The 24,200-nt window shown below is 32.8% G+C and carries 13 protein-coding genes; all 13 read right to left on the bottom strand.

Annotated elements, in window-relative coordinates:
- Nucleotides 1-14: 14 nt before the first annotated feature.
- Nucleotides 15-2,840: a TonB-dependent receptor gene (locus I5M32_RS13280; protein WP_200587170.1), complete on the bottom strand. Its 2,826-nt coding sequence runs from the start codon at nucleotides 2,838-2,840 to the stop codon at nucleotides 15-17.
- Nucleotides 2,824-3,543: a hypothetical protein gene (locus I5M32_RS13275; protein WP_200587169.1), complete on the bottom strand. Its 720-nt coding sequence runs from the start codon at nucleotides 3,541-3,543 to the stop codon at nucleotides 2,824-2,826. The genes I5M32_RS13280 and I5M32_RS13275 overlap by 17 nt, the downstream gene beginning before the upstream one ends.
- Before the next feature lie 277 nt (nucleotides 3,544-3,820).
- Complete coding sequence (locus I5M32_RS13270; RefSeq protein ID WP_200587168.1) at nucleotides 3,821-6,064, bottom strand: glycoside hydrolase family 3 N-terminal domain-containing protein; 2,244 nt, start codon at nucleotides 6,062-6,064, stop codon at nucleotides 3,821-3,823.
- Between the two features lie 43 nt (nucleotides 6,065-6,107).
- Nucleotides 6,108-8,561: a T9SS type A sorting domain-containing protein gene (locus I5M32_RS13265; RefSeq protein WP_200587167.1), complete on the bottom strand. Its 2,454-nt coding sequence runs from the start codon at nucleotides 8,559-8,561 to the stop codon at nucleotides 6,108-6,110.
- A gap of 305 nt (nucleotides 8,562-8,866) precedes the next feature.
- Nucleotides 8,867-13,090 (bottom strand): hybrid sensor histidine kinase/response regulator transcription factor, encoded by a 4,224-nt coding sequence (locus tag I5M32_RS13260; protein WP_200587166.1) that lies wholly within the window; start codon nucleotides 13,088-13,090, stop codon nucleotides 8,867-8,869.
- A gap of 134 nt (nucleotides 13,091-13,224) precedes the next feature.
- Complete coding sequence (locus tag I5M32_RS13255) at nucleotides 13,225-14,169, bottom strand: glycoside hydrolase family 16 protein (RefSeq protein WP_200587165.1); 945 nt, start codon at nucleotides 14,167-14,169, stop codon at nucleotides 13,225-13,227.
- A gap of 373 nt (nucleotides 14,170-14,542) precedes the next feature.
- A complete protein-coding gene (locus I5M32_RS13250) occupies nucleotides 14,543-15,649 on the bottom strand; it encodes a glycoside hydrolase family 88/105 protein (protein ID WP_200587164.1) in 1,107 nt (368 codons plus the stop codon).
- Nucleotides 15,650-15,722: 73 nt separating this feature from the next.
- Nucleotides 15,723-16,541, bottom strand: coding sequence for a hypothetical protein (locus tag I5M32_RS13245; protein WP_200587162.1), 819 nt, complete (start codon nucleotides 16,539-16,541; stop codon nucleotides 15,723-15,725).
- A 260-nt stretch (nucleotides 16,542-16,801) separates the two neighbouring features.
- Nucleotides 16,802-17,500 carry a ribose 5-phosphate isomerase A gene (rpiA, locus tag I5M32_RS13240; protein ID WP_200587160.1) on the bottom strand — a complete coding sequence of 233 codons (699 nt, stop codon included), beginning with the start codon at nucleotides 17,498-17,500 and terminating at the stop codon, nucleotides 16,802-16,804.
- Between the two features lie 133 nt (nucleotides 17,501-17,633).
- Nucleotides 17,634-19,052 (bottom strand): hypothetical protein, encoded by a 1,419-nt coding sequence (locus I5M32_RS13235; protein WP_200587159.1) that lies wholly within the window; start codon nucleotides 19,050-19,052, stop codon nucleotides 17,634-17,636.
- Nucleotides 19,053-19,069: 17 nt separating this feature from the next.
- On the bottom strand, nucleotides 19,070-20,167 hold the full coding sequence (locus I5M32_RS13230) for an endo-1,4-beta-xylanase (protein WP_200587158.1): 1,098 nt from the start codon (nucleotides 20,165-20,167) through the stop codon (nucleotides 19,070-19,072).
- A gap of 227 nt (nucleotides 20,168-20,394) precedes the next feature.
- Nucleotides 20,395-21,705, bottom strand: a complete 1,311-nt coding sequence (locus tag I5M32_RS13225) for a hypothetical protein (RefSeq protein ID WP_200587157.1) — start codon at nucleotides 21,703-21,705, stop codon at nucleotides 20,395-20,397.
- Complete coding sequence (locus tag I5M32_RS13220; RefSeq protein WP_200587156.1) at nucleotides 21,705-24,143, bottom strand: glycoside hydrolase family 3 N-terminal domain-containing protein; 2,439 nt, start codon at nucleotides 24,141-24,143, stop codon at nucleotides 21,705-21,707. Before I5M32_RS13220 ends, I5M32_RS13225 begins: the two co-directional genes overlap by 1 nt.
- Between the last annotated feature and the right edge of the window lie 57 nt (nucleotides 24,144-24,200).

Raw genomic sequence — 24,200 nt, 5'->3', positions numbered from 1 at the left:
TCATCTTATTAAAACTAAAATCTAAGATTATAATTTATAAATGGAACTGCAGAGCCGAAAATAGATAACTGATAGCCATTTAACCTTCCCTGTTGTGATGTAAAAAATGTGGAATATGGGTTGTCTCTGCCGGTTAGGTTGTAAACCCCAATGGTCCAACTATTGTGCGCAAACTGATTTATCTTGTGATTTCCATCAATATTTATAGATAAATCTGTTCTAAAATAATTAGGTATCCTATAACTATTTCTGTCTCCATATAAGGCTCTTTGCGATCCAGCATAATAAAAACTTCCTATTGGGATTGTAATTGGTCTTCCTGTGCTATAAGTGATGTTTGTAGAAACACTAAACCGAAGTGAAAATTTATAATTCGCACTAAGTGTGGCTTCGTTTGGTTTATCAAAACTAGCTGGGTAATAATTCCCTTTATTAATTAACTCGCCTGCATTTATATTATCCATCTTAAATAAAGTTCTTGAATAGGTGTAACTAAACCATCCGTTTAATTTCCCTGAAGGCTTTTTAAGAAAAAATTCAATCCCGTAAGCTTTTCCATTTACATTAATTACATCTGTTTCTATATGTTCATTCAGAATTAATTCTGCACCGCTTTTATAATCAAGATAATTTTTAATACGCTTATAATAAATTTCTATTGATGTTTCTAAAGTGTTCTTTTTTAGGTTCTTGTAAATACCAAGAGAAACTTGATCTCCAAATTGTGGTTTTATATTTTTATCGCTCAGTTTCCAAATATCAGTTGGGGAGATAGCAGTTGTATTGGTTAAAAGATGAATGTATTGCCTCATCGAATTATAACCTGCTTTTATAGTTAAACTATTTGTTATCGCAAATCTTGTAGAGAATCTAATTTCTGGGCCTTTGTAAGTTTGGGTAACTTCTCCTTTTCTATAACTAGTGCTATCTACTAAGTTGTTTTTTTCTATTGGCAAGCCAGTTGCATAATTGTAAACAAGTTTGGGACCCAGATTAGTAAAATGAGAATACCGCAAACCTAAATCAAAAGATATATCTGGCGTTAAGGTAAAATCATCACTTAAAAACAATGCGTTTTCAACCGCCTGTTCATTCTCTAAAATTTTTGGTATAATTAAAGAAGATTTATCTAAAGGTATAAATGATCCTGGCTGAAGCTGATAATATATCGTATTTGTACCGAAATTTAAGGTATGTTTAGGATGGATGTAGTAAGTAAAGCCGGTTTTAAAAAAAGTCTGTTGGATATTAAACGCAAGCTTATAAGAATTAACACTATCTTTTTCTGCCTTGTTGCTATATTCATAATCATCAAATCCGCCGGCAAAAGAGCTATTTAATTTTTGACTGAATATATGAGACCACTTTAAAGAAGCATTTTTATTTGAATATTGAAATACCGTATCAGTTGCTAGATTAGAAGCATCGCTACTTAAATAACCCGTAAAATTTACTTTATTTTTATCATTTAATTTATAATCTACTAGCAGGTTTAAATCATAAAAAGAAGCTTTGGCATTTTTATAGCCCGCACTATTAGGTAATAGCCCAAAAATAAAATTTGAGTACGTAGATCTACCTCCAAGAATAAAAGAGCCCTTATCTTTTACTATTGGCCCTTCTAAATTTAAACGACTAGTAAGTAGGCCTATCCCAGCTGTACCACCAAATTTTCTTTCATTTCCTTCTCTGGTATCCACCTTGAGTACAGATGATAAACGACCACCATATTTTGCCGGTATACTACTTTTATATAGTTCTACGTCTTTAATAAGATCTGGATTAAAAGCAGAGAAGAAACCAAAGAAATGAGAGGGATTATAAATGGTGGATTCATTAAAAAGAATAAGGTTTTGATCTGTTGCACCACCTCTTACATTAAATCCACCAGCGGCTTCACCCACGGTTTTAACACCCGGCAAGGTTAAAAGCACTTTAATGATATCTGGTTCGCCAAAAACAGTAGGAACTTGTTTTATTGATTGAATAGTAATTTTTTCAATTCCTAACTGTGTTCTTTGTAAGTTTTTAGGCGATTGTACAACAACAACTTCTTTTAAGGATATTGCATCACTTTTAATATCAATATTCAGTTTTCCATTACTATAAAGTTTAATTCTTCTAAATGTTTCTTTCTGACCAACAGAGCTTATAATCAGCTTATTATCGCCAGTGGCCAGTTCTATAGAATAAAATCCCGCTTCATTTGTTGTGGTACTATTTTTATCATTTTGTGAACGTAAGTAAACACCAATTAAAGCCTGACCGGTTTCGGCATCTTTAACATAACCAGATATGGTGGCTTTTCCTAGCTTTGAACCATAGGATTTTAAACCGATTTCATAAATTTTATTTTCTAAGCTAGCATCCTGTGGGCTATTTATTTTACTGGCCTTGTAGTTAAGATCTGTTAAAACCTGATACGCGTTTTTATCACTTTCTGGGTTAGTTTTATTGTTTGGTCTAACAGTGAAATTAGTGCTTATTACTACATTTTTTGTTAAAAAAACATTACCATAGCTATCAATTGAATAGAGGTATTTAGTCCCGGTAAAAACCTTTTCTAGAATATCATTTATATTTTTGTTTTCTACTGCAACACTAACTCTTAAACTATCGAAAATTAAACTATCGAAAAAAATTTTGTAGCGCCCAGTTTTTTCTAATTCTTTTGAAAATTCTGATGCCGTAGCATTTTTTAAATTAATAGTTATTTTTTCTGGCGAAACATCTTGGCAATAGGCCCTAACAGAAAAATCACAAATAAATCTACAGCCGCAGATAGCGATTAATATTGCTTTTAATACTAAGCGATATATTCTATTATTGTAACTGATCATAATAATTAACGATAGCAATCATGGCTTCTTCAGGTTCTTTTTTAAACTTCTTCTTGTTGATTTTAATGTATGAGGAAAGCTCTTTTTTTCTTTCTTTGAGGATATTTACCAAGGATGAAATAGAATTGAATCGCTGAAACATCCCATCCTTATAAATATAATATTTGTTAATTATTTCAATGTTCCTTTTAACTCCCGCCGTAGAAACACCTTCTGTAATTACCTTATTTCTTTTAGATAATAATACTAGCTTATTGCTGTATAGCTCCTCATAGAAGCCGGCTGAGATTGTAATGGTACTACCTAATTTATCTAGATAGATAAATTTATGCCCATTTAAACTAAAGTCTTGTACTTTACTCTTGATCAAATTAATAGCAGATTCTTTATTAAAATACTGAACAATTAATTCATCTTTTAACAAATCATATTTAAGAGGTACCTGATAATATTTGTTGTTTTCGTAAGTAACATCTCCGCTTATCCAGCTATCTTCTAAAAAAAAGGGTTGACCACTCTCAAAGTAATTAGGTGTATAACCGTAAAAGTAAAATCCATTATATAGCAAAGACTGGCCGCTAGCTAATTGGCTTGTAATCGTTTCTTTTTCGATAACTAAAGATGATGGATTATTATCGATCTGACTGTATCCCTCAATAGATAAACTTAGGAAAGCTAAAGTGCTTATAATCAGCTTTAACATTTTTGATGTGATTATATCAATATATTTTAAATAGTTAGGTGATATGGTTTATTAATCCGTCTTAATAAATAGATAAGATCAAAATAAACATATTGCTAAAGTAATTACAGCTAATTAAAAATTAGATGATAAATGTATCAGCATTAGGATACGTTTGAACAAATAATAGTAATAAGACAACTAGAAAAATTATCCTTATTATTAGAATAAACACTTAATTACCAAGTTTATAACCTATTAAAAAATCAATATTTTTAAAATAATTTTGCTTACTTTCTCAGTTTATTAAAGTAAAGTTTTCTTTTAATCTTATATCATCAGATGCGCTACCGATCATCACTTCAAAATCTCCTGGTTGTGCTATCCATTTTAAATCATCGTTATAAAAAGACAATTTTTCTTTTTCGATATAAAAAGTAATTTGTTTTGTTTCACCAACATTTAGCCTAATCTTTTGAAAATCTTTCAATTCCATAATTGGCCTTACGGGTTGCGCCACTTTATCTTTGATGTATAATTGAACAACCTCTTCTCCGGCATATTTACCTGTATTGGTTACGTTTAAGATCATTTTTATGGTATCGTTTAAAGCAATATTAGTTTTATCAAGCTTCAAATCACTGTATTTAAAATTGGTGTAACTTAAACCGTGACCAAAAGCATATTGTGGAGAGTTACTCATATCCAAATAAGTTGATCTATAATTGGGGCTTTTACCTTCTTCAAACGGACGACCAGTATTGGTTTGTGCATAATAAATTGGAATTTGGCCCATGCTCCTCGGAAAGGTGATAGGCAGTTTGCCGGATGGGTTGTAATCTCCAAATAGCACATCCGCCATCGCATCTCCAGCTTGGCTGCCCAACCACCACGTAAACAATATAGATTTTACATTTTCTGCAGTATAGTTAAAAATTAGCGGTCTTCCGCCCATCACCAACACTACCAAAGGTTTCCCTGTTTTCACTATTGCTTTAACAAGTTCCTCTTGCATTCCTGGGATATGAATATCAGCCTTACTTTTTGCTTCCCCAGTCATATCGAAAGTTTCTCCAACTGCCATTACTACAACATCGGCTTTTTCGGCGGTCTCAATGGCCTCATTAAAACCTGTGGTTAGGCTATCATTAATGTTGCAACCTTTTGCGTAGAGTAGATTGGTTTTATTCCCCAACTTATTTTTTACTCCATCATATAAAGAAACTGGAATATCATCTTTGCCCCATGAGAGTGCCCAAAAACCTCTCATATCTTGATTTGCTTTAACCAACGGACCAATTAGGGCAATGGTTTTTGTAGATTTAGAAAGTGGCAAAATACTAGTCGCATTTTTTAATAATACGATGCTTTTTTTGGCAACCTCTCGAGATGCTGCTTTATTTATTGAAGAGTTAAGTTCTAATTTTTCTCTTTTCTCATCACTAAATCTATAAGGGTTTTTAAATAACCCTAGTTCAAATTTTTTGTTTAAAATTCGTTTTACCGCTTCGTTAATATCATCAATATTTACTTTCCCTTCTTTCACTAATCCTAACAAATAAGTATCATAAGCCTTACTTTCCATATCCATATCGTTTCCGGCAGTAATGGCCATTTGGGCAGCTTGCTTTAAATCTTTAGCATAACCATGTGCCACCATTTCTTTTATTGAACCCCAATCGCTCACAACAAAACCTTTAAACCCCCAGGCCCCTTTTAAAATATCTCTTTGCAAATAACTGTTACCAGTAGCGGGTATCCCATTTAAGGTGTTAAAAGAATTCATAAAAGTTGCAGCGCCAGCATCTAATGCAGCTTTAAAGGGTGGCAAATAAACTTCCCAAAGTTGTCTTTTGCTCATATCAACGCCATTGTAATCTCTACCCGCTATTGCTGCACCGTAAGCTGCAAAATGTTTAGCACAGGCCATAACCGCATCTAAACTCCCAATTTGTTTGCCTTGAAACCCTAAAACTCTGGCTTTGGCAATTGCCGAACCCAAGTACGGGTCTTCCCCAGCACCCTCCATTACTCGCCCCCAACGTGGGTCTCTTGCAATATCAACCATAGGTGCGAAAGTCCATTGGATACCTGATGATGAAGCTTCTCTGGCGGCTGTTCTTGCAGACAGTTTTATGGCATCCATATCCCAAGATGCTGCTTCTGCTAATGGGATTGGAAAAATTACCCGATAACCGTGTATGACATCCTGACCGAAAATCAAAGGTATTTTTAACCTTGATTTCATGGCTTCTTGCTGAAGCTCTTTTGTGATTTTTGCTCCTCTTACATTTAACAATGACCCGATTTTGCCATTACGTATTTCTTGAAGAATATCCACATTTTTTTCATCTGCAGGCCCCGTTAAATCTCCTGCATTTAACTGATTAAGTTGTCCAACCTTTTCCTTCAAAGTCATCAGGTTTAAAACCGAATCAACTTTTTGCTCAATTTTTGTTTCTTGGGCACTAGCCGATGCGTAAATCAATAAAAGAGATAGGGTAAGTACTTTGTGGTTTTTAACTAATTTTATAATATGCATAGAATATTTTTGTGTTTATTTTATAGTACTGTTGAATATAAATTTATCTGACGATTAATTTTTCGGTTCTTTTATTACCCTCTGTATTAACTTCTAGGATATAAATACCTGCCTTCAAGATCTGATTATTGATGTTAAAATCATTTCCTTCTTTTACATCTTTAAAGCTTTTTTCAATCAACATTTGAGCAGAAGAGCTATATAATTTAAATATTAATGATTTAGCGTCTTGATTTATTTTCAAATGAAATAAAGGGTTTTCATCAGTTATTGGGTTTGGGTAAACTTCCCAATCATGAACATTATTTAACAGTTTGACTGAAACCACATTAGAATATGTAAAATCACCATTATTATCTAACTGCTTTATGCGGTAATAATTAATCCCGCTAGATGGATTTTTATCAATAAAATTATAAAGCTGGTTTCCAGCTCCATCAACTGATGGTTTAGTTCCTATTTTAATAAAGTTGTTACCTACCAACTTTTCTATTTCAAAAGATTGTGTATTTACTAAATTATTAACCAACCAGTTTAATAAAACACTTCCATTACTTTGTTTCTGCGCAGAAAAATTTATCCAATTTAGAGGTAACGTATAATTGGTTTGTACCGGAGCTACTTGGTTTGTGGCTTGTGTTATGCCATAAACTATTTTTTTAAGCAAGTCCCCTGTTTTGTTAAAAACCAATACTATGGTAGTTTGGGCATCAATATTATCTTTATAAAGTACATTTATATCTGCCAGTAAATTAATTTTCAAAGTAGCTGGGTCTGTAACCGGTTGTTCTGATAATTGCAAAGCATAACTGTAATTGGTTACGTCGCTTTTGTTAACTAACATTACCGATACAGTATCATTTCTAATGGCACCCATAGTAGTGACCAAACTTTGGTTATTGCTGGATTGTATATAATTCCCGTTAATATTTTCAGCAATCATTTTCTCATGATAGTAACTTGATCTAGGTTTTAGAGTTGCACCTGACCCATCCATATAACCTAAATCTCCTGTTCCTCTTGCTCCGCCACCCTCTTGAACCGACCAAGGAGTTATTGTAAGGGCACCTCTTGTCATACCAACATTAAAAGCATCTGCCCAAAATTGTCCGTTTAAAAACGAATGTACACCTACCCCTGCCACAGTATTAGAAGATGGATTAATATAATCAACATTAAATTCTGTAATTGCCCATTTTAGCTGATTGCTACCTGTTCTGTTATTCAAAATATTGGCATTATTCATCAGGCCTATTAAATTATCTACATTATTGCCTAAATTTTGACCGTTAGCAACCACTTGAGCCCTAGTTTGAGTCCCACCAAATGGATAGGTATGAAACGAGACCACATCAATATAATAATTGCCGTTAGCGTCTTTGCCAGTAATATCATTGGCACCACCAATTAATGATGGGTAATAGTTACTGTTGTAATAAGCACATTCTGGCCCTACTATCAAAATATTCGGGTCTTTTGCTTTCATGGCAGAAGAAAAAGATTTGATGTATGTTGCAACTGTTGATACGTTTGCCGTTGTTGAGCCAATATCAGGTTCATTACCTATTATCCAATATTTTACATTTCTGCCGCTTGTAGTATTAACATACTCTACCAAATTTGCGGCTTGGGTTGCAGATATATTACCTCTGTTGGTTGCTACTTGTACCATTGGTTCTGCTCCTATTTTTCTAATAGAATCTATTAAATCAACTACCTTATCTCCGGGCAACATGGCTCCTTCTGCCCAAGATCCACCTATTCTAATCATTTTAACACCAGAGGCTTTGATGGTTGGCCACAATACATTTAGCTGCCCATTATAGGTTGTTCCGCCAAAAGTACCTTTTGGCAACCAAGCATTTTGTCCCATTAAATAGTTAGAAATAGCTGGGCGACTAACAAAATTTACGTTTAAATCGTCTATTCGCCAGTTGTTTGTTTGTCCTACAGCACCCGTTCCGTTATCGCCATAGATCCTGATAGTTATTGGTGTATTAGTAGCTCCAATTAATGGTAAAGAAAATTGGTTATTATAGAGTGTCCAAGCGCTATTTGAGTTTATGTTTACCAATGCAACATTAGCATTATAATTATCTAAACTGGTACGGATAATATAAGAAGTTGGCCCTCCGCTAGAACCTATAGATTTTGATCCAAAACTGATACTCGATATTTTCACTCTTTCTGTTGATGATGGCGTAATGGTAAATTCAAAATAAGATAAACCAGAAATATCTGTCGCAGAATTACCACCCTTTGCAGCAGTTGTAATATTTCCGTTTCCACTAGCTCCATTATACCCACTAGAGGCAGAAACTGTAGTGAAAAAATCTGATGTTTTTGCAGTATTATTGGCGGTTACATCACTTGCCGAAAACCCAGTTGGCACACCTGAAGTGGGACTCCCATTTGCTGCATTAAAATTATAAATCAATTGTGCTTTTGAAGAAAAGTAAAACACAGAAAGAAATGAAAGGAGTAATATTTTTTTCATTAGATTTTTGTTAAGTTTTATTAGTTGGCTTTTTTGAACGTGAAAAAAATTTATATTTATTTTTTCTAGTTCTTGTTCTTTAATTAATTGGTTACCAATAAATTTATTATTGACTTTACAAATATCTTTTAATTAAGAATTGAGAGGGTGTGCATTTATGCTTAAAATAGGTCTTAAATGTACAATATGAGAGTTAAAAGTTTGATTTGTAAATTAAATAGGAAGGATTGAATAATATTTAACTCTAATCTTTTTAAACAGTTTATTTTACATTCTCTTTAAAGCCTAAAAGCCGTTAAATAATATTAAACTTCTTCTTTATTAGCTTTTATAAACTCTGAGGGAGACATATTATATTGCTTTTTAAACTCTTTACTAAAATGCTTTCTATGATTAAAACCCGCCATGTAGGTAATTTCTGTAACGTTATAAGAAGTTGTTTTAAACAAATGAGCTGCTCTTTTTAACCGCATTTGTTTGATTAAATCTGCAACTGAGAAACCAGTGAGCGTATGTACCTTTTTGTAAAGAACAGCCCTACTCATCCCAATTTCTTTAACCAGTTCATTTACATCAAAATAAGAATCTTCTATCTTCTCATCAATAATTTTCATCAGTTTATTAATAAACTTTTCTTCTGAAGTGGTAACTGGTAAATTGGTTGGCTCTAAAACAATCCTTTGGCTAAATTTTTCTCTTAAAACTTCTTGGGCTTTTAGAAGGTTTCTTATGTTCAGCTTTAAAACTTGGAGGCTAAAAGGTTTTGAGATATAAATATCTGCCCCAATGTTTAAACCAGATATCTGATTTTTTTCCGATCCTTTTGCCGTTAGCAAAATAAAAGGGATGTGGTTACTATCTTCTTTTGATTTTACTTTTAAACAGAGTTCAAGTCCATCAACTTCAGGCATCATTACATCACTTACAATTAGATCTGGAAGTTCTTTTTCTAAACAATTAAGGGCTATCTGACCATTTTCACATTCTACAATATGGTAGTTTTCTTTCAAACTATCAGCAAGAAGGCCTCGCACCTCATCATTATCCTCTACAATCATTATTTTGAAGGTCTTTTGGGTTACCTCAGCATTGGTATTGTCAATATCTTCTTGTTTAATGGATTCTATATTTTGATCAACGTCATCAATTTTTCTTATCAACTCTTCTTCAAAAATATCCGATTCTTTAAGATGTGACTTGCCCAACCTTAATAAAATAATGAAAGAGGTTTCTTTTTTTGGATCTTCTGAGCTAAATACTTTTATTTCTCCTTTATGGAGTTCCATAATACTTTTTGCTAGTGCAAGTCCAATACCGCTTCCAATATTCTCTGTTCCTCTATCATCTATTTGAAAAAAACTGTCAAATAATTTCTCTTCAAAATCTTTAGCTATTCCTTTTCCATTATCAATCACGGTTATTTGCACCATGTCTGTGTTTGCTTCATTCAAACCAACTTTTAATGTTATTCTTCCTCCATCATTTGTAAACTTAAAAGCATTAGATAATAGGTTGAAAACAACTTTTTCTAGCTGACCGCTATCGAAATAAACATAAATAGGTTTAGAAGGTGCTTCAAATTGATAGTTGATATTTTTAAAAGCAGCTAATGCCTCAAATGATTTATAAACATCATCGCAAAAAACTATAATGTCTTTATAGCTCCAGTATAGTTTCATGTGGCCTTCCTCAACTTTTCTAAAATCTAACAATTCGGTAACTAAATTCATTAATCTGTTCGCATTAGATTTTACTAGGTTTAATGATTTTAAAGAGGCCGGATTTTCATTTTCATGAATTAATTTTTCTATGGGACCAAGTATAAGTGTTAGCGGCGTTCTTAATTCATGAGAGATATTAGTAAAGAAATTAAGCTTCATTTTATACAGCTCATTTTGTCTTTCATTTTGTAAATGCTCTATGTATAGATTACGTTTTAATGTCTCTCTGTTCCTTAGAAATTTTATTATGATGTAACATATCCCACAAAAAACAAGAAAATAGATTAGGTATGCCCACCATGTTAACCACCAAGGTGGAAGTATAGTGATTTTTAAACTTTTAATCTTTTTGCTCCAAACCCCATCATTATTTGAAGCTTTAACCATAAAAATATATGATCCTGGAGTAAGATTAGCAAAGTTAACTACTCTTTGGTTACCCACATTTTGCCAATCATCAGCAGATTTTAAGCCTTTTAATTTGTAAACGTATTTATTGTTTTCAGGATTGATATAGTTTAAGGCGGCGTATTTTATACTTAAATTAGATTGATAATATGGTAAAGTAATGTTTTTAGTCTCTAAAATTGATGATGAAAGCGGATTTGACCCTCCAATCTTTAATTCTTTATTATTAACTAATAAATTGGTAATAACCACTTTTGGCGTTTTGGTGTTTTTTAAAATATTTTGAGGGAAAAATATGGATAAACCCTTAATTCCACCGAAGGCAATTTCTCCGGTATTGAGCAATAAACCGGCTTGCGTAGAGAATTGATTACTTGATAAACCATCATTAGAAGTGTATTGAGTAATTGATAAATTTTCTTTGTTAAAAGGAAGTTCAAATTTTTTGAAAACGATTTGGTAAATCCCCAAATCTGTACTAACCCAAAGGTTGCCCTTTAAATCTTCTACAATGGCATGTATTACATTATCTTTTAAGCCTTCTTTAGTACCTACATTGTAAAATCTGTTGGTTGTTTTATCCAAATAGTTTAACCCACCTTCTTCTGTACCTACCCATAATCTATTTTTAGAGTCTTTAAATAAGGTAGTAACATTGCTATTGGTTAATTGATATGGGGTATCTCCTACCTTTTGATATAGTTTTAAAATTTTATCTGCCTTTTTATCATAATAATCAAGTCCGTTTTGTGTTCCGATCCACAAATAATTGTCTCCGTCTTTGAGTAGAGCTGTAACAAAATTGTCGGCTATTTCATTTTCAGGAAGAGCGGTTCTAAATGCAAAAAACTCTTTAGGCAGTGCCCAACTTACATAAATATTTGGTTCATAATAAAAATTGAGACCTGTTTTGGTAGGCAAATTTGATGGTCTAAATTTGAATATAGCTGTATTACCATTTTGTAAAACATATCTTAAACCACCTCCATCAAACCCAATCCAAGAACCTTCTCCGTCTGGTAAAACACATAGTATGGGGTTTTCATTTTTAGCATAGTTATTTTTAAAATAGTTATAATATTTATAGGTTTGAGTTTCTTTGTTAAAAATTGCGAGACCATCTGAAGTACCAACCCACAAATTACCTTTGCCATCATCTGCCAGTGATTTAATCCCGTTTTCTGGCTTTTCTGTTGTTTTAGACTTAATATGAAACGATTGATTTTCATTTGTTTTTCTATTGATATGGTGTAGTCCTCCACCATAGGTTCCCACCCACAATGAACCATCCTTATCTTGTATGATAGCATTTATTAATGTGTGGTTTATCCCGATAGGCTCACCCAAATAATCTGCAATATTTTCAAAATTAGAATTGCCTTTATAATAAAAATCAATATCACCAGAAAGCGTACCAACCCAAACACAAGAAGCTTTATCTTTTAAAAAGCTCCATACGGTATTATCAATTAAACTGTTGGCGTTTAGGGGGTCATGTTTATAATTAGAAAATTTTTGGGTAGTAGTATTGAGGATACTTATCCCCTTTCTAGTGGCAAACCATATATTTTGTTTATCCTCAACGAGTATATCTTTTACCCAATTATCTGCTAATGAATTTTTATTTACAGAGTAGCCATAGTTAGTTAAGCTATTTTCTGTTTTAGAGTATTTGAATACTCCGGATATTTCTGTTCCGAACCATAAATTCCCTTCCAAATCTTGTTTTGTAACCAAAATTCTATTTGAGGCGAAATTTTGTCCACTTAAAAACACTTGGGGGAGAGGGAGTACTGTTTGGGTTACTGGATCAAACTGTTTAAGGCCAGTTTCTGTACCAATCCAAATTTTATTTTCTTTATCTGAATAAAGTGAAAAAATTACACTTTTCTGTAAAGCACCATCATTTAAGCTATTGGGAATATCTTCAAAAGATAGTTGTTTTACATTAAGTTTTTTTAATCCTCCAAATGTACCTACCCAAATATTTTTTTGCTTATCTTCAACAATGGATGATACATAATTTCTTCCTCCTTTAATATCAAGAATATCAACGTGTTTAAAGGTCTCGTATTTTTGATCGTAAAGATTTAGGCCATTTGCTGTGCCTATCCAAATTCGTTTTTCACTATCTTGGAATATTACGTTTACCCTATTATGACTTAAGGTGCTTTGATTTTTGTAGTCTGCCTTAAAGGTCTTAAATTCATAACCATCATATCTGGTAAGGCCTTTGAAATTGCCAAACCAAATAAATCCCTTTTCATCTTGCAAAAAAGTAGAAATCGGGCTTTGTGCCAACCCTTCTTTAAAAGATATATGCTTAAAGTTAATATCTTGGGCATTAATATAAAACGGTATTAACGTTAATAATATTAGCTTAACAATACGTGATAACATATAAATTTCAAACGATTTAGAACAGAAATCTTATTATACAATCTACACAAATTTTACAGTAAAACAAACAGTTCATTTTCACAATTCGATGATCGAAAAGCAAAAACGAACTGTATCTTAATTATGCAATTTTATTAATAAATACTTCTTTTTTGCACAAGCACATCATCTATCCACATCATTGTTTGGCTAAATAAATTGATTTGATTGTTATTAAATATGTTTTTATTTAGGTTACTTCCAACGCAAAGGTTAAAAATAATATTATGTGGCCCAAAATTTTGTAGCTGGAGGTTACTATTGCTACTATTATAATAGGTACCTTGATCAACATCATCTAAACGTGTGGTTACTGTAATTACTCCGTTTATATTTTTCCAATATTCTTCATATTTATGCCACCCTTCTGAAACCGGATTAGGATTATAAGTTCTTTCACAAGTAGTGCCTAAAAGATTACTATTAAATTGAGTACCATAAAATAAATTACTTGCAAATTTTGTTGGTCTTCCCTGGCTGTCCCCAGGTCTAGAATAAGCTTCCATAATGTCAATTTCGCCCTTTTTAGGCCAAACGCCAGCATCTTCATTTACAGTCCAAAAAGCTGGCCAAGCACCATAAGTTTGTCCAAAGCCTTTATAGTTTGAACCGTCCATAGCAATTAACTTAATATGTGAAACTACACGATATTCTTGGTTGTTACCGGGTTTAAATGTAAGATAAGTTTTTATATGGCCTGATTTATAATAGTTGGAGTTAACTTTTGTAGCAGTTAGCACCACAACCTGTTTACCATCTTTGGAAGAAAGGGTTGGTACTGATGAATCATAGTGACAAATATCAGAATTATAATCACTACGGTTACCCGTTTTTATGAAATGACTATCAAAAGTATTTTGATTATCAAAACCATCCCAAAGAACAGTTTCCCAAGCAGTAACTCCATCTGTCTTTAGGTTACCCTCAGTATTGGGCTGTTGCGAATCATTAGAAAAAGTTTGCGATTTTTTACACGCCATAAATGGCAATATTAAACCACCAATAGCTACAATAGCTAATTTTTTGAATTGCTGTTTCATTTTATTTAATTTTAAATTGGTTGACATTAATTTATTAAACAAGTTGGGCAACTTATTTAATAACAATGCTTAAATAAATTAATTATATCTGCAGATATTCAAATTTAACAGTAAAGAGTAGTGAAAAAGGATACGATTTGTTTCTAATTGGGCATACATTTGTATAAAAAAATTAGATTTTTCATTATTCTACTCGATATCAAAATAATAAATCTTATGCGATTTATTTTGAAGAACTTAGGGAATTGAAATTATTATTTAAGTAGTTTATTTAGAGAAAAAATTCGAAAACAGATTATAAAGTTATTTTAAACCTTGGGAGTATAGATAATTTCTAACACTTAAACTTTTAACAAAGACTCAATGTTAGAAATTATTTCATTTTTAAAACTTCGCTACCTGCCAACAAAAATGCGCCGGTACCGTAATTTTGCCAACTCTCTGCTGTTGCAGGCCTAGGATCAAAGCCTATATCTTGTACAAACCCTACCATACCATCTTGTTTTTGATTTTTTAATAATGCCGGCCAAGCTTTATTTAAAACTGATTTAAAATCAGAAGGATTTAATAATCCATTATTAATTCCCCAAGCAATTCCGAAAGTAAAAAACCCGCTTCCACTAGTTTCTGTATGATCATAAGATTCTGGAGATAGTAAACTGGTAGTCCATAAACCATCAGGTTGTTGTAATTCTTTAACCTTAACAGACATTTCTTTAAATAAATTTTCAAAAAATGGTCTGTGGATATAATTCTTAGGCATATCTTCTAAAATCAAAGCAAGACCACCTAAAACCCATCCATTGCCTCGTGACCAAAATATCTTTTTGCCATTTTTTTCTTTTTTGTCTGCAATTGCACCTGTCCAGATAAACCTATCATCTCTGGCAAAAAGATGTTCTTCTTTATCATAAAGCAAATCATAAGTTTCTTTATAATTTTTATACATAGCATCTAACAACGTAGGGTCATTATTTACTTTAGCTAATTTTGTTAAAACCGGAGGTGCCATAAATAGCGCATCACACCACCACCATAAAGGTTTTTTAGGGTCTTTGATGTTTTTATAGGCTAAATGCTTTTTTATAAATTCTTCTGTAGGCTTTAAGTTTGCGTCTTTATCATGAATAGATTTGAGATAAATATAAGCGTAGCTAATTGCAATATCATCTGCACTATTTATTCTGATATAGGGTTCCCAATTATTTTTACCAGCCATCCCCTTTAACGCATTCAAAAATTCAGGATTTTTGGTTGCTTCGTAAGCTTTAGCAACTCCTGTATAGTATGCTCCATTAGTCCAGTCTTTTGGTGATTTTTCTACAATGGGATGTGCTTCTTGCCACTCTAACGCTTTAAGCATCGCCCTTTCTGTGTTAGAAGCAGCTTTCTTTTCACTTGCTTTTTTAGTTGAATTACAAGCTTGTGAAAAAAGAACTATAACAAATAAGGAGCAACATATTAGAATTTTGTTTCTCATAATAATTAATCCGTGTTTGATGTAAACAAAATTAGATAGAATACTTTTATTGACTATTTTTAAAATACTTGTTTTATTTCAATTTACCCGCTGCATTCTCTAATACCACATTAGAAAGTATTGCAGTATTCAACTTGTCTGGAACATGTGAACAAAAACCGATTCCCACATAAAAAGGCTCTTTAAGATGAAGTTGAATAGGGTTCCCTAACTGATGCATTGGTTCTCCGTTCATGCTTACAAACATTGAATAAGAGTCGCCTCGCTTTTCTATCCCTATACGCATTGCACTTTGCTCTGGAACTTTCATCTGCAAAATCATTTTATTTTTTTCTGGTCTCCAGGCCAAATGCATTAAACCACCACCATGACGGGCTACCATAGCTTCTTCAGAATCATCATCAAGACTTTGCCTAATAATAACTACTGCTTTTCTATCCATAAAACCTCCTGCATCAGGAAATTTAACATTGGCAGCTAAGGAAACATCACCAGACATTTTTTTCCATAAAAACCGAAATTCATCTCTCGTGTACCAAATATTATAACCGGCAGAATTGATGGTATATTCTTTTGATGTAGGATCGTAACTAGAGGAACCCGGAATAAGCGCCGCACCTACATCACTCTGTCCGTCAAATAAACCAATGTGTTTATTGGAGGTTTTTGTAGCCCGATGAAAATCTGCAGGCGGAGGAACTTGCTTATGAGTTGATGAACTTGGTAAAGACCAATCTGGCACTACCAGCGTTGTTGCTTTTTTAGCTTTACACGAGATTATACTACAGGTAATCATTAAAAGTAACATGGCAACTGTAATTTTTCTATCGCCATAAAAATTATAACGATTGTTTTTGTTCTCTTTAAATAATCTTAATAAATTTCTCATCATTATTTTTCTTAAGTTTTATATTTTTTAATAATCAATTACAATTCTCTTATTTTAACTTTTAAACAAATCAGGTTTCTAAAAATAAAACCCGAATAATATTTTTAAAAACTCTTAATAATTTAATTTTTTATTCTAAAAATGGATTGTTTATAATTTGGTTATATTCAAATTTACTCCGTTCAAAAGTTTAAAAAGAGACCGTATGATTCTTAATAGGTATACATTTGTTCAAAACTTAGTTTTAATTGCTTTAAAACATTCTAAATTTTAGCTCTTTCATAACTAGGCTTAATAATTCTAATTCCTTGTTTTCCTGCAATTATCGCTTTAGTTGCTAATCCGTAAAATAAGGAATGCTCTATTATGCCCGGTATCATTTTAACCTTAATATTTAATTCAGCTAAATCAGGAATGGTTTGAAATCTAATATCAATAAGTAAGTTCCCATTTTCTGTAATAACAGCACCATCTTTTTGATTAGCCATTCTCACAGTTGCAACACATTCTGGATAATTTGCTTGGATCTTTTTAAGTACAAGAAATAATGCTTCAGGTAATACCTCTACTACTAATGGATGGGTATGATCAAGTTTTTCAACAAATTTACTTTCATCTCCAACTAAAATGAATTCTTTAGCAATAGAAGCCATTATTTTTTCACTAGTGTGAATTCCTCCACCACTTTTAAAAGCATTGAGCTTTATATCAAATTGATCACAGCCATCAAAATAAATAGCTAAATTCTCTATATTTGAAGATGATTTTAATCCTTTTTCACACAAATATTGTCGTGTTTTAAAAGAGGATGAAACAAATGATAAAGATTGTGATAAGACTTCGTTTTTTGTGATGATATCTATCAGGTAAAAAATTGATGAACCCGCACCAAGACCTAGTTTTTGCCCTTCGGAAATAAAACCTAGGGAAGCTTTTGCCGCTTCTAATTTGTAATCTTCCATTTAAATGAATTAAATTATTAAGCCAATAAACTATAATTATTATCCATAATTACAGTAAAGCAATTAATAAATTGTATAGTGTGTACTTAAAGATATTTTTAAACAGTTGATCTGATCTAAAACTTAATATTAACTATTTTTTGGCTGAAGAATCATAATATTGAATCACATTATAAACCTGATCATTAAGTATTTTCATTTGGTTCAAAAGTGGGTCGTATCTATTAAAATCGGTATCTACAATGCCTTTATTTGAATCGAGATTAGAAGAATCAGTTTTTAAATTATTAGGGTCATTATCTTGGTAGGTAAACCAATGCCAACCTACGCAATTTTTGCTTTTTAAGAGGTCTAAGACAAAATTTTGGTAAAAATATCCTCTATCTTGTTGCGTTTTAACAATCCATCCTGCACCTGTATTATTCTTTAATCCAGAATCTTCTCCTTTGGTGTACCATTCTGTAATTAAAAAAGGTTTTCCACTCCATTTCTCCCAGTTACTCATTTGGGTAGCATCGGGTTCCCATTTACGGTAATGATTAATAGATATGATATCCATGTACTTTCCGGCTACTTTAAACAATGTTGGATTTGTAAGCTCGTTCCCTTCTTGTTGATTAAACCTACAGCCCAAATACATGTGATTAGGGTCGTATTTTTTTAATGCTGTAGTTACTTTCTTCATGTAGGTTTCAAAATAGAGGCCAGAAAATGCCAATCTATCTTCTTCTGTAATGTCATTTAGGCCTGCGTCTTTACCTTTTCTTTCATCGAGCCATTTTTTGGCGGCAATATAACCTGGCTCGTCTTTGGCTAAATTTTTTAATGAGATATCCAAAGCGTCTGTTTTCCATGGCAATTCATTATCTGAATAGTAACCTAAGAGGTATTTATCATCTTTATACTTAGCTACATCTTTAAAGGCTGCGTCACAATAAGCATCAAACTCTGGATCAAAAACCATTACCAAATCAAAACGATAGCCTTGCCAACCAGCAGTTTTATACTTTCCGCCAAAACGTTTGATATTTGCAGCATTATAGCTTCCCATAGCATTTACAATTACAGTATAAACCATAGGTTTTTTGCTATCCCTTACCAAATCAACATCAGACCAAGCACCTAATCCGTTAAAACCTTCGCTTCTTAAAAAATCACTTTCTTTCTGATACCAATGTTCTTCAGAACCGTATTTCTTCAACATTTCCTTTTCTTGATAATCCGAAGAAAAAGGACGAAAAACAGCTACTCCTTTATTTATATAAGGATAACCATCAGGATCAATGATCCACCATCTATCTTTAATTTTTTGAGCCCTAAAGAAACCTGTACTTTTTTCTTGATTAACTTCCCAGCTACCATAAGAATTTAGAGGAGGCTCTTTTTGCATTTTAAAATGCTTTAAAGAAGCTAATGTTTTCGCACTATAGCTTACCCATGTAGTATCATTTTTTGATTTTTTGGTATCTACTTGTTGAAGCCCTATTCCCTTTTGTGCAAAGCAAATAGAAAAAGATGCCATAAGAAAACATACTAGAAATAGAGTCTTCATTATTTTAATACCAATTATTAATTTAAACCCGCAAGAAATCCAGTGTAAGCTGGTTTTTTATTATAATTTTCATCAAATAATAATGGGTATTCTTTATTTCCATTGGTACTATTTCTTAACCAGGTGCTTTTATCAGTAACGCCCCAAGTGGTAATGGCAAACTTTTGATTGGCCGGTAAAGCATTATAAAGTTTAGCTATATTTTTAAAGAAATCAGATTGTTTTTGTTTGTCAACATCATTAAGTACATAAGCAGGAGAGTCATTAACATTTACTTTACAATCTGCTTCTGAGATATGTATCAATAAGCCAGAACTTGCCAAATCTGCAAAACCAGAGTTAATTTGAGATTGGCTTGTTGATATTCTGTAATGAAATTGCTCACCCAAGCCATCAATCTGTACACCTGCTTTTTTAAATCTTATAGCCATGTTTTTCATAGCTGTTCTTTTGCCAGATGCTAACACTACATTGTAATCATTATAGAAAAGTTTTGCGTCTGGATCAGCATCATGTGCATATTTAAAGCATCTGCCCACAAAACCAATTGGATCTTTAAATCTTCCTTGAATTTGAGATTCTACACGTAGGGTTCCATCATCATTAAAAATTTCGTTGGCAACATCCCAACTTCTAACCTTACCTTTGTACCTTCCAACATAGGTTTGTATATAGGTTTTTACTTTATTTTCAAAAGCAACGCTATCTAGTCCAGCGTTTTTTAACCAATCTGGAAACGACTGATACCATAATAAGGCATGCCCATGAACAGCCAAATTATTTTGTTGGGCGAAGTTTATTAAATAATCAACCTTTGAAAAATCATAAACGTTATCTGCCGTCCAAATGAAATTCATTTTCATTTCGTATTCTGCAGTGATCTGATTATACTCTGATTTAACTGTACTTGCAAAAGAAGCGTCGCCTTGTAATGATGCTACTTTAACAGCTGCCCCAATTTTAAAATCTGCAACCTCAATTAATTTTTTGTTAGAAATTACTGGTGGAATTTCAACCGGTGGGATTGGAATAAGCTTTGGTGTTTCTGATGATTTTTTACATGAAGCCGTAGCAATTAATGCTAATACCACACATGATAACAAGATTTTTTTCATGTTTTTTAGATTCGTTTAATTGGTCATCATTTTTTTGTTAGCTTATAGATATAGTATCATATCAAAACAAAAAATGATTAAAATAAATTGTTAATTGGTTTTATGTACCAAGTTAAGTTCTTAATACATTAACAAATGTGTAATAAAACACCCATTTAAAAGGGGTGCTAATATTCTTAATGGAGGGTCTAAATGTACATTGATGATAATAAAAACATCTAAGAGATTTACTTTTCTTCTACCGGAGATTCCATTGCTTCTGCTTGAATTTTATTATAGCTCCACTTTTTAATCAATTCTCCTTTAGTATTAAATAGTAACATTTGAGTAGTTTCTGCACCTATACTATCTATATAAGTTTGATTAATATTGGCATTTATTGAAAAAGCACTTTTAATTTTCAACGTATCATCAAAAGCTAATGTATAGACATGAGATTGGGTTTTACTAATATTAAGGATCATTATGGATAGACCCTTATCATCTCCCATAGGGATGATTTTTAAATCAGATGTATTTGCGCTGTGTTTTAAATAGTTATTTCTAAAATTTTGGGCAAGCAACATGGTATGATAGTAATTTGAGCGAGGCAAATATTTGCCGTCTTCTTCATCAAACAAACTCAAATCAGTACCCGATCTATGGGCACCACCTTCTAACATGCTCCAAGGGCAAATTGTAAAAGCACCTGCTCTCATCCCTAAATCATAAACTTGGGCATACAATTGTCCGTTATGAAAATTAAAAGGCATATAATCTTCGCCCAACTTAGGATCAACTATCCAATGAGAGTTAAATTCTGTTATTGCCCATTTTAGCTTTTGCGAATCTGGTCTTGATTTATTAAGGCCTTTTAGTGTAGATTGAAGCTGATTTACTTCTTTTTCAAATTTGCTAATGTCTGGAAAATTATAGCCGTGAAAAGTAACTACATCTAAATAATAATAATCTTTACCGGGGATTTTACCAGTAACATCTAAATCGCCACCCAATAAACGGCTTAAGTATAACGGTTTATAAGACGCTAAATCAAATCCCATTACTTTAGCCTTGGGATCATATCTTTTTATTTGTTCACTTATTTTTTTAAAATAATTTGAAACTTCTTCTGGACTTGCTAACTGATTATGATGATCTGGCTCGTTACCAATACACCATAACTTGATATTCTCCTTCATCTTGCCATTAATATACTCAATGGCTTTAAAGGCTTTATCATTGTCTTTAAGCTGCCTAGGGATTTGAAAAATTGGCTCTGCACCTACAGACCTCGCAAAATTTATCAATTTGATAGCCTCTTGATAAACAAAGCCAGAGTTTTCATATCCATTACCGCCTATCCTAATTACTTGATATTTAACTTTTTTAATCTGATCTTGAACCTTAAAAATCTCATTAGGGGCCCAAGCATTTTCTCCAAATAAATAAGGGCTTATTTTGGTTTGAGCATTAGAATAAAATGGATTAATGATAAAGAATAACAAAAATATTATAGCACTATAATTAATTTTTGTATAAAAATATTTAGATGGTTTCATTAATTATTCTTTATTTCTAGTTCTTTGGTTAGTTTAATATCCTGCGAGGAATTACCTATTTTAACTTTAAACATTCCCGGTTCAACTACAAAATTCATGTCTTTATCATAAATGGCCAAATCATTAGGTTTTAGTTTAAACTCTACCGTTTTTGTCTCGTTTGGAGAAAGGCTTACTCTTTCAAAACCTCTCAAAACGGAGTCATAAGTGGTTAGGCTACTTTGCTCATCGCTGATATAAAGTTGCACAACTTCATCGCCTTTTAATTTACCTGTATTGGTAACATCAACATATATAGAAATATCTCCTTGGTTAAAGCTTTGTGAAGGATTGATTTTTAGATTCTTAAATTCAAAACTGGTATAACTTAAACCATATCCAAAAGGATATAAAGGTCCATTCAATCTTGTTTTACCATAAACTTTTGGACCTGGTTGATCTAACTGTGAACCTTTTTTAAAGGGAAAGTTAAGCTCAATCTGACCTACGCTTTTTGGAAAAGTCATTGGCAATTTACCTCCTGGGTTGTATTCTCCAAACAAGGTTTGAGCAATAGCCTTTCCACCTTGTGCTCCTGGAAACCAAGCTTCTAAAATTGCTGTAAGATATCTGTTCTCCCAGTTGATGGTTAAAGGTTGTCCGTTTACCATTACCATTATAATTGGTTTACCGGTGGCATAAAGCGCTTGCAGCAGTTGTCGCTGCCTTCCTGGCAAATCTAATCCCGATCTTGAAAGGCCTTCACCTACCCTTTTTTCATCCTCACCAACTACAGCTATAACTACATCTACCAATTTAGCTTCGGCAACAGCATTGTCAATTTCCTTTTGTTCCTCGTTAGTTAATGGCGTTGGGATAATTTCGCTTTCTGGCCAAGTTGCATCAACCACATTACAACCTTTTGCATAAGTGATTTTCACTTTACTGCCCACTTCGTTTTTTATCCCATCTAAAACAGAGGTTACCGGATTGTTAGAAGGACCATACCTACTCAATTCATAATTGGTTTCTGTGGCTAAAGGCCCAGTTATCAAAATACTTTTCACTTTATTCTTATCCAAAGGAAGAATTGGCTGCTGCTCATTTTTGTATGGCTCATTTTTTAAAAGCACCATTGATTCTTTATTGAGTTGCAAGGCAAAATCATCGTCTGCTTGTGTATGCACTTTTTTATCTGATAATTTTGGATCGTTTACATAAGGTTGATCAAATAAACCCAACTTAAATTTAACTCTTAAAACATCAGCAACCCTAGAATTTAAGGTTTCCATAGAAACTTTACCTGATTTGATAAGATTTCTAAGCGGGAGGATGTATGTTTCTGGAGGAGAAAAATTGGTGCGAACATTCAGTCCTGCTTCTATAGCCAGTCTTACCGCATCTTCCACATCTTTAGCAACATGATGTTTGGTAAATAAATACTCAACAGCTTCGCTATCAGAGACAACATAACCTGTAAAGCCATATTGCTTTCTTAGTAATTCTGTTAAAAAATAGGCACTTCCTGTAACAGGCATTCCATTCCAATCGTTATAACTACTCATTACACCTAAAGGTTTAGCTTCTTGGATCACTCTTCTAAAGGGATATAGATAAAGTTCATGCAATTCTCTAGGCGTAATGTGAGGGTCTGTTCTTACACTACCATCTCTTCCTCCCTTTGGCATACTGTAAACAGCAAAATGTTTTATTGTTGATGCCACTCCGTTTTCTTGTATGCCCAAAGTCATTTGCTTACCCAATTCTGCAATCAAAAACGGGTCTTCACCATAAGTTTCTACTACCCTTCCCCATCTTGGGTCTCTGGATACATCTAAAATTGGCGCATAAACATTGGTGTAACCTAAAGCTTTGGCCTCTCTTCCCACAATATCGCCAGCAGTTCTTACCATTGATTTATCCCAAGTACTCCCGATATTTATTGGAGAAGGCAAAGGCGTTGCCCTATCATGGTTTAAACCGTGAATGCCTTCGTTGGTAAAATCAACCGGGATACCCAGCCTGGTTTGTTCTATGAACCACTTTTGAACTTGGTTAATAGCATCAGCATGTTTACTAAATGGGAATGAATATTCAGACTTCGCTTCCGGATTAAATGGTAAACTATTTAAATGTTCATCAATATTGGCAATACCATCCTTCCATATCTCATTTTTCCACTCAGGTGTTGGCAATTGGTCTTTTAACACACGATGATAACCGTAAAGAGTAGCCATTTGGCAGGTTTTCTCATCCACATTCATCTGCGAAAGCAAATCGCTTACTCTAGCTTCTACAGTTTGTTGCGGATCTTCAAAAACATCCTTTTTCCCATTTTTGTTAAAATCTATCCACTTATCGTGGTAAATACTAGTTGTTTTACTTTGCGCTAAACCTGTAATTACACTACTTGATAATACAAACAGAAGTAATGATTTTTTAAGTGATTTAAAATTCATTAAGATGAAAATAAAAAGGCTATACCTTTAAAATCAGGATATAGCCTCTGGATAAAT

It is taken from the genome of Pedobacter segetis, from assembly GCF_016623585.1.
Taxonomy (GTDB): domain Bacteria; phylum Bacteroidota; class Bacteroidia; order Sphingobacteriales; family Sphingobacteriaceae; genus Pseudopedobacter; species Pseudopedobacter segetis.
Note: the sequence above shows the minus strand (reverse complement) of the source record. Positions and strands in the feature narration are given on the sequence as shown.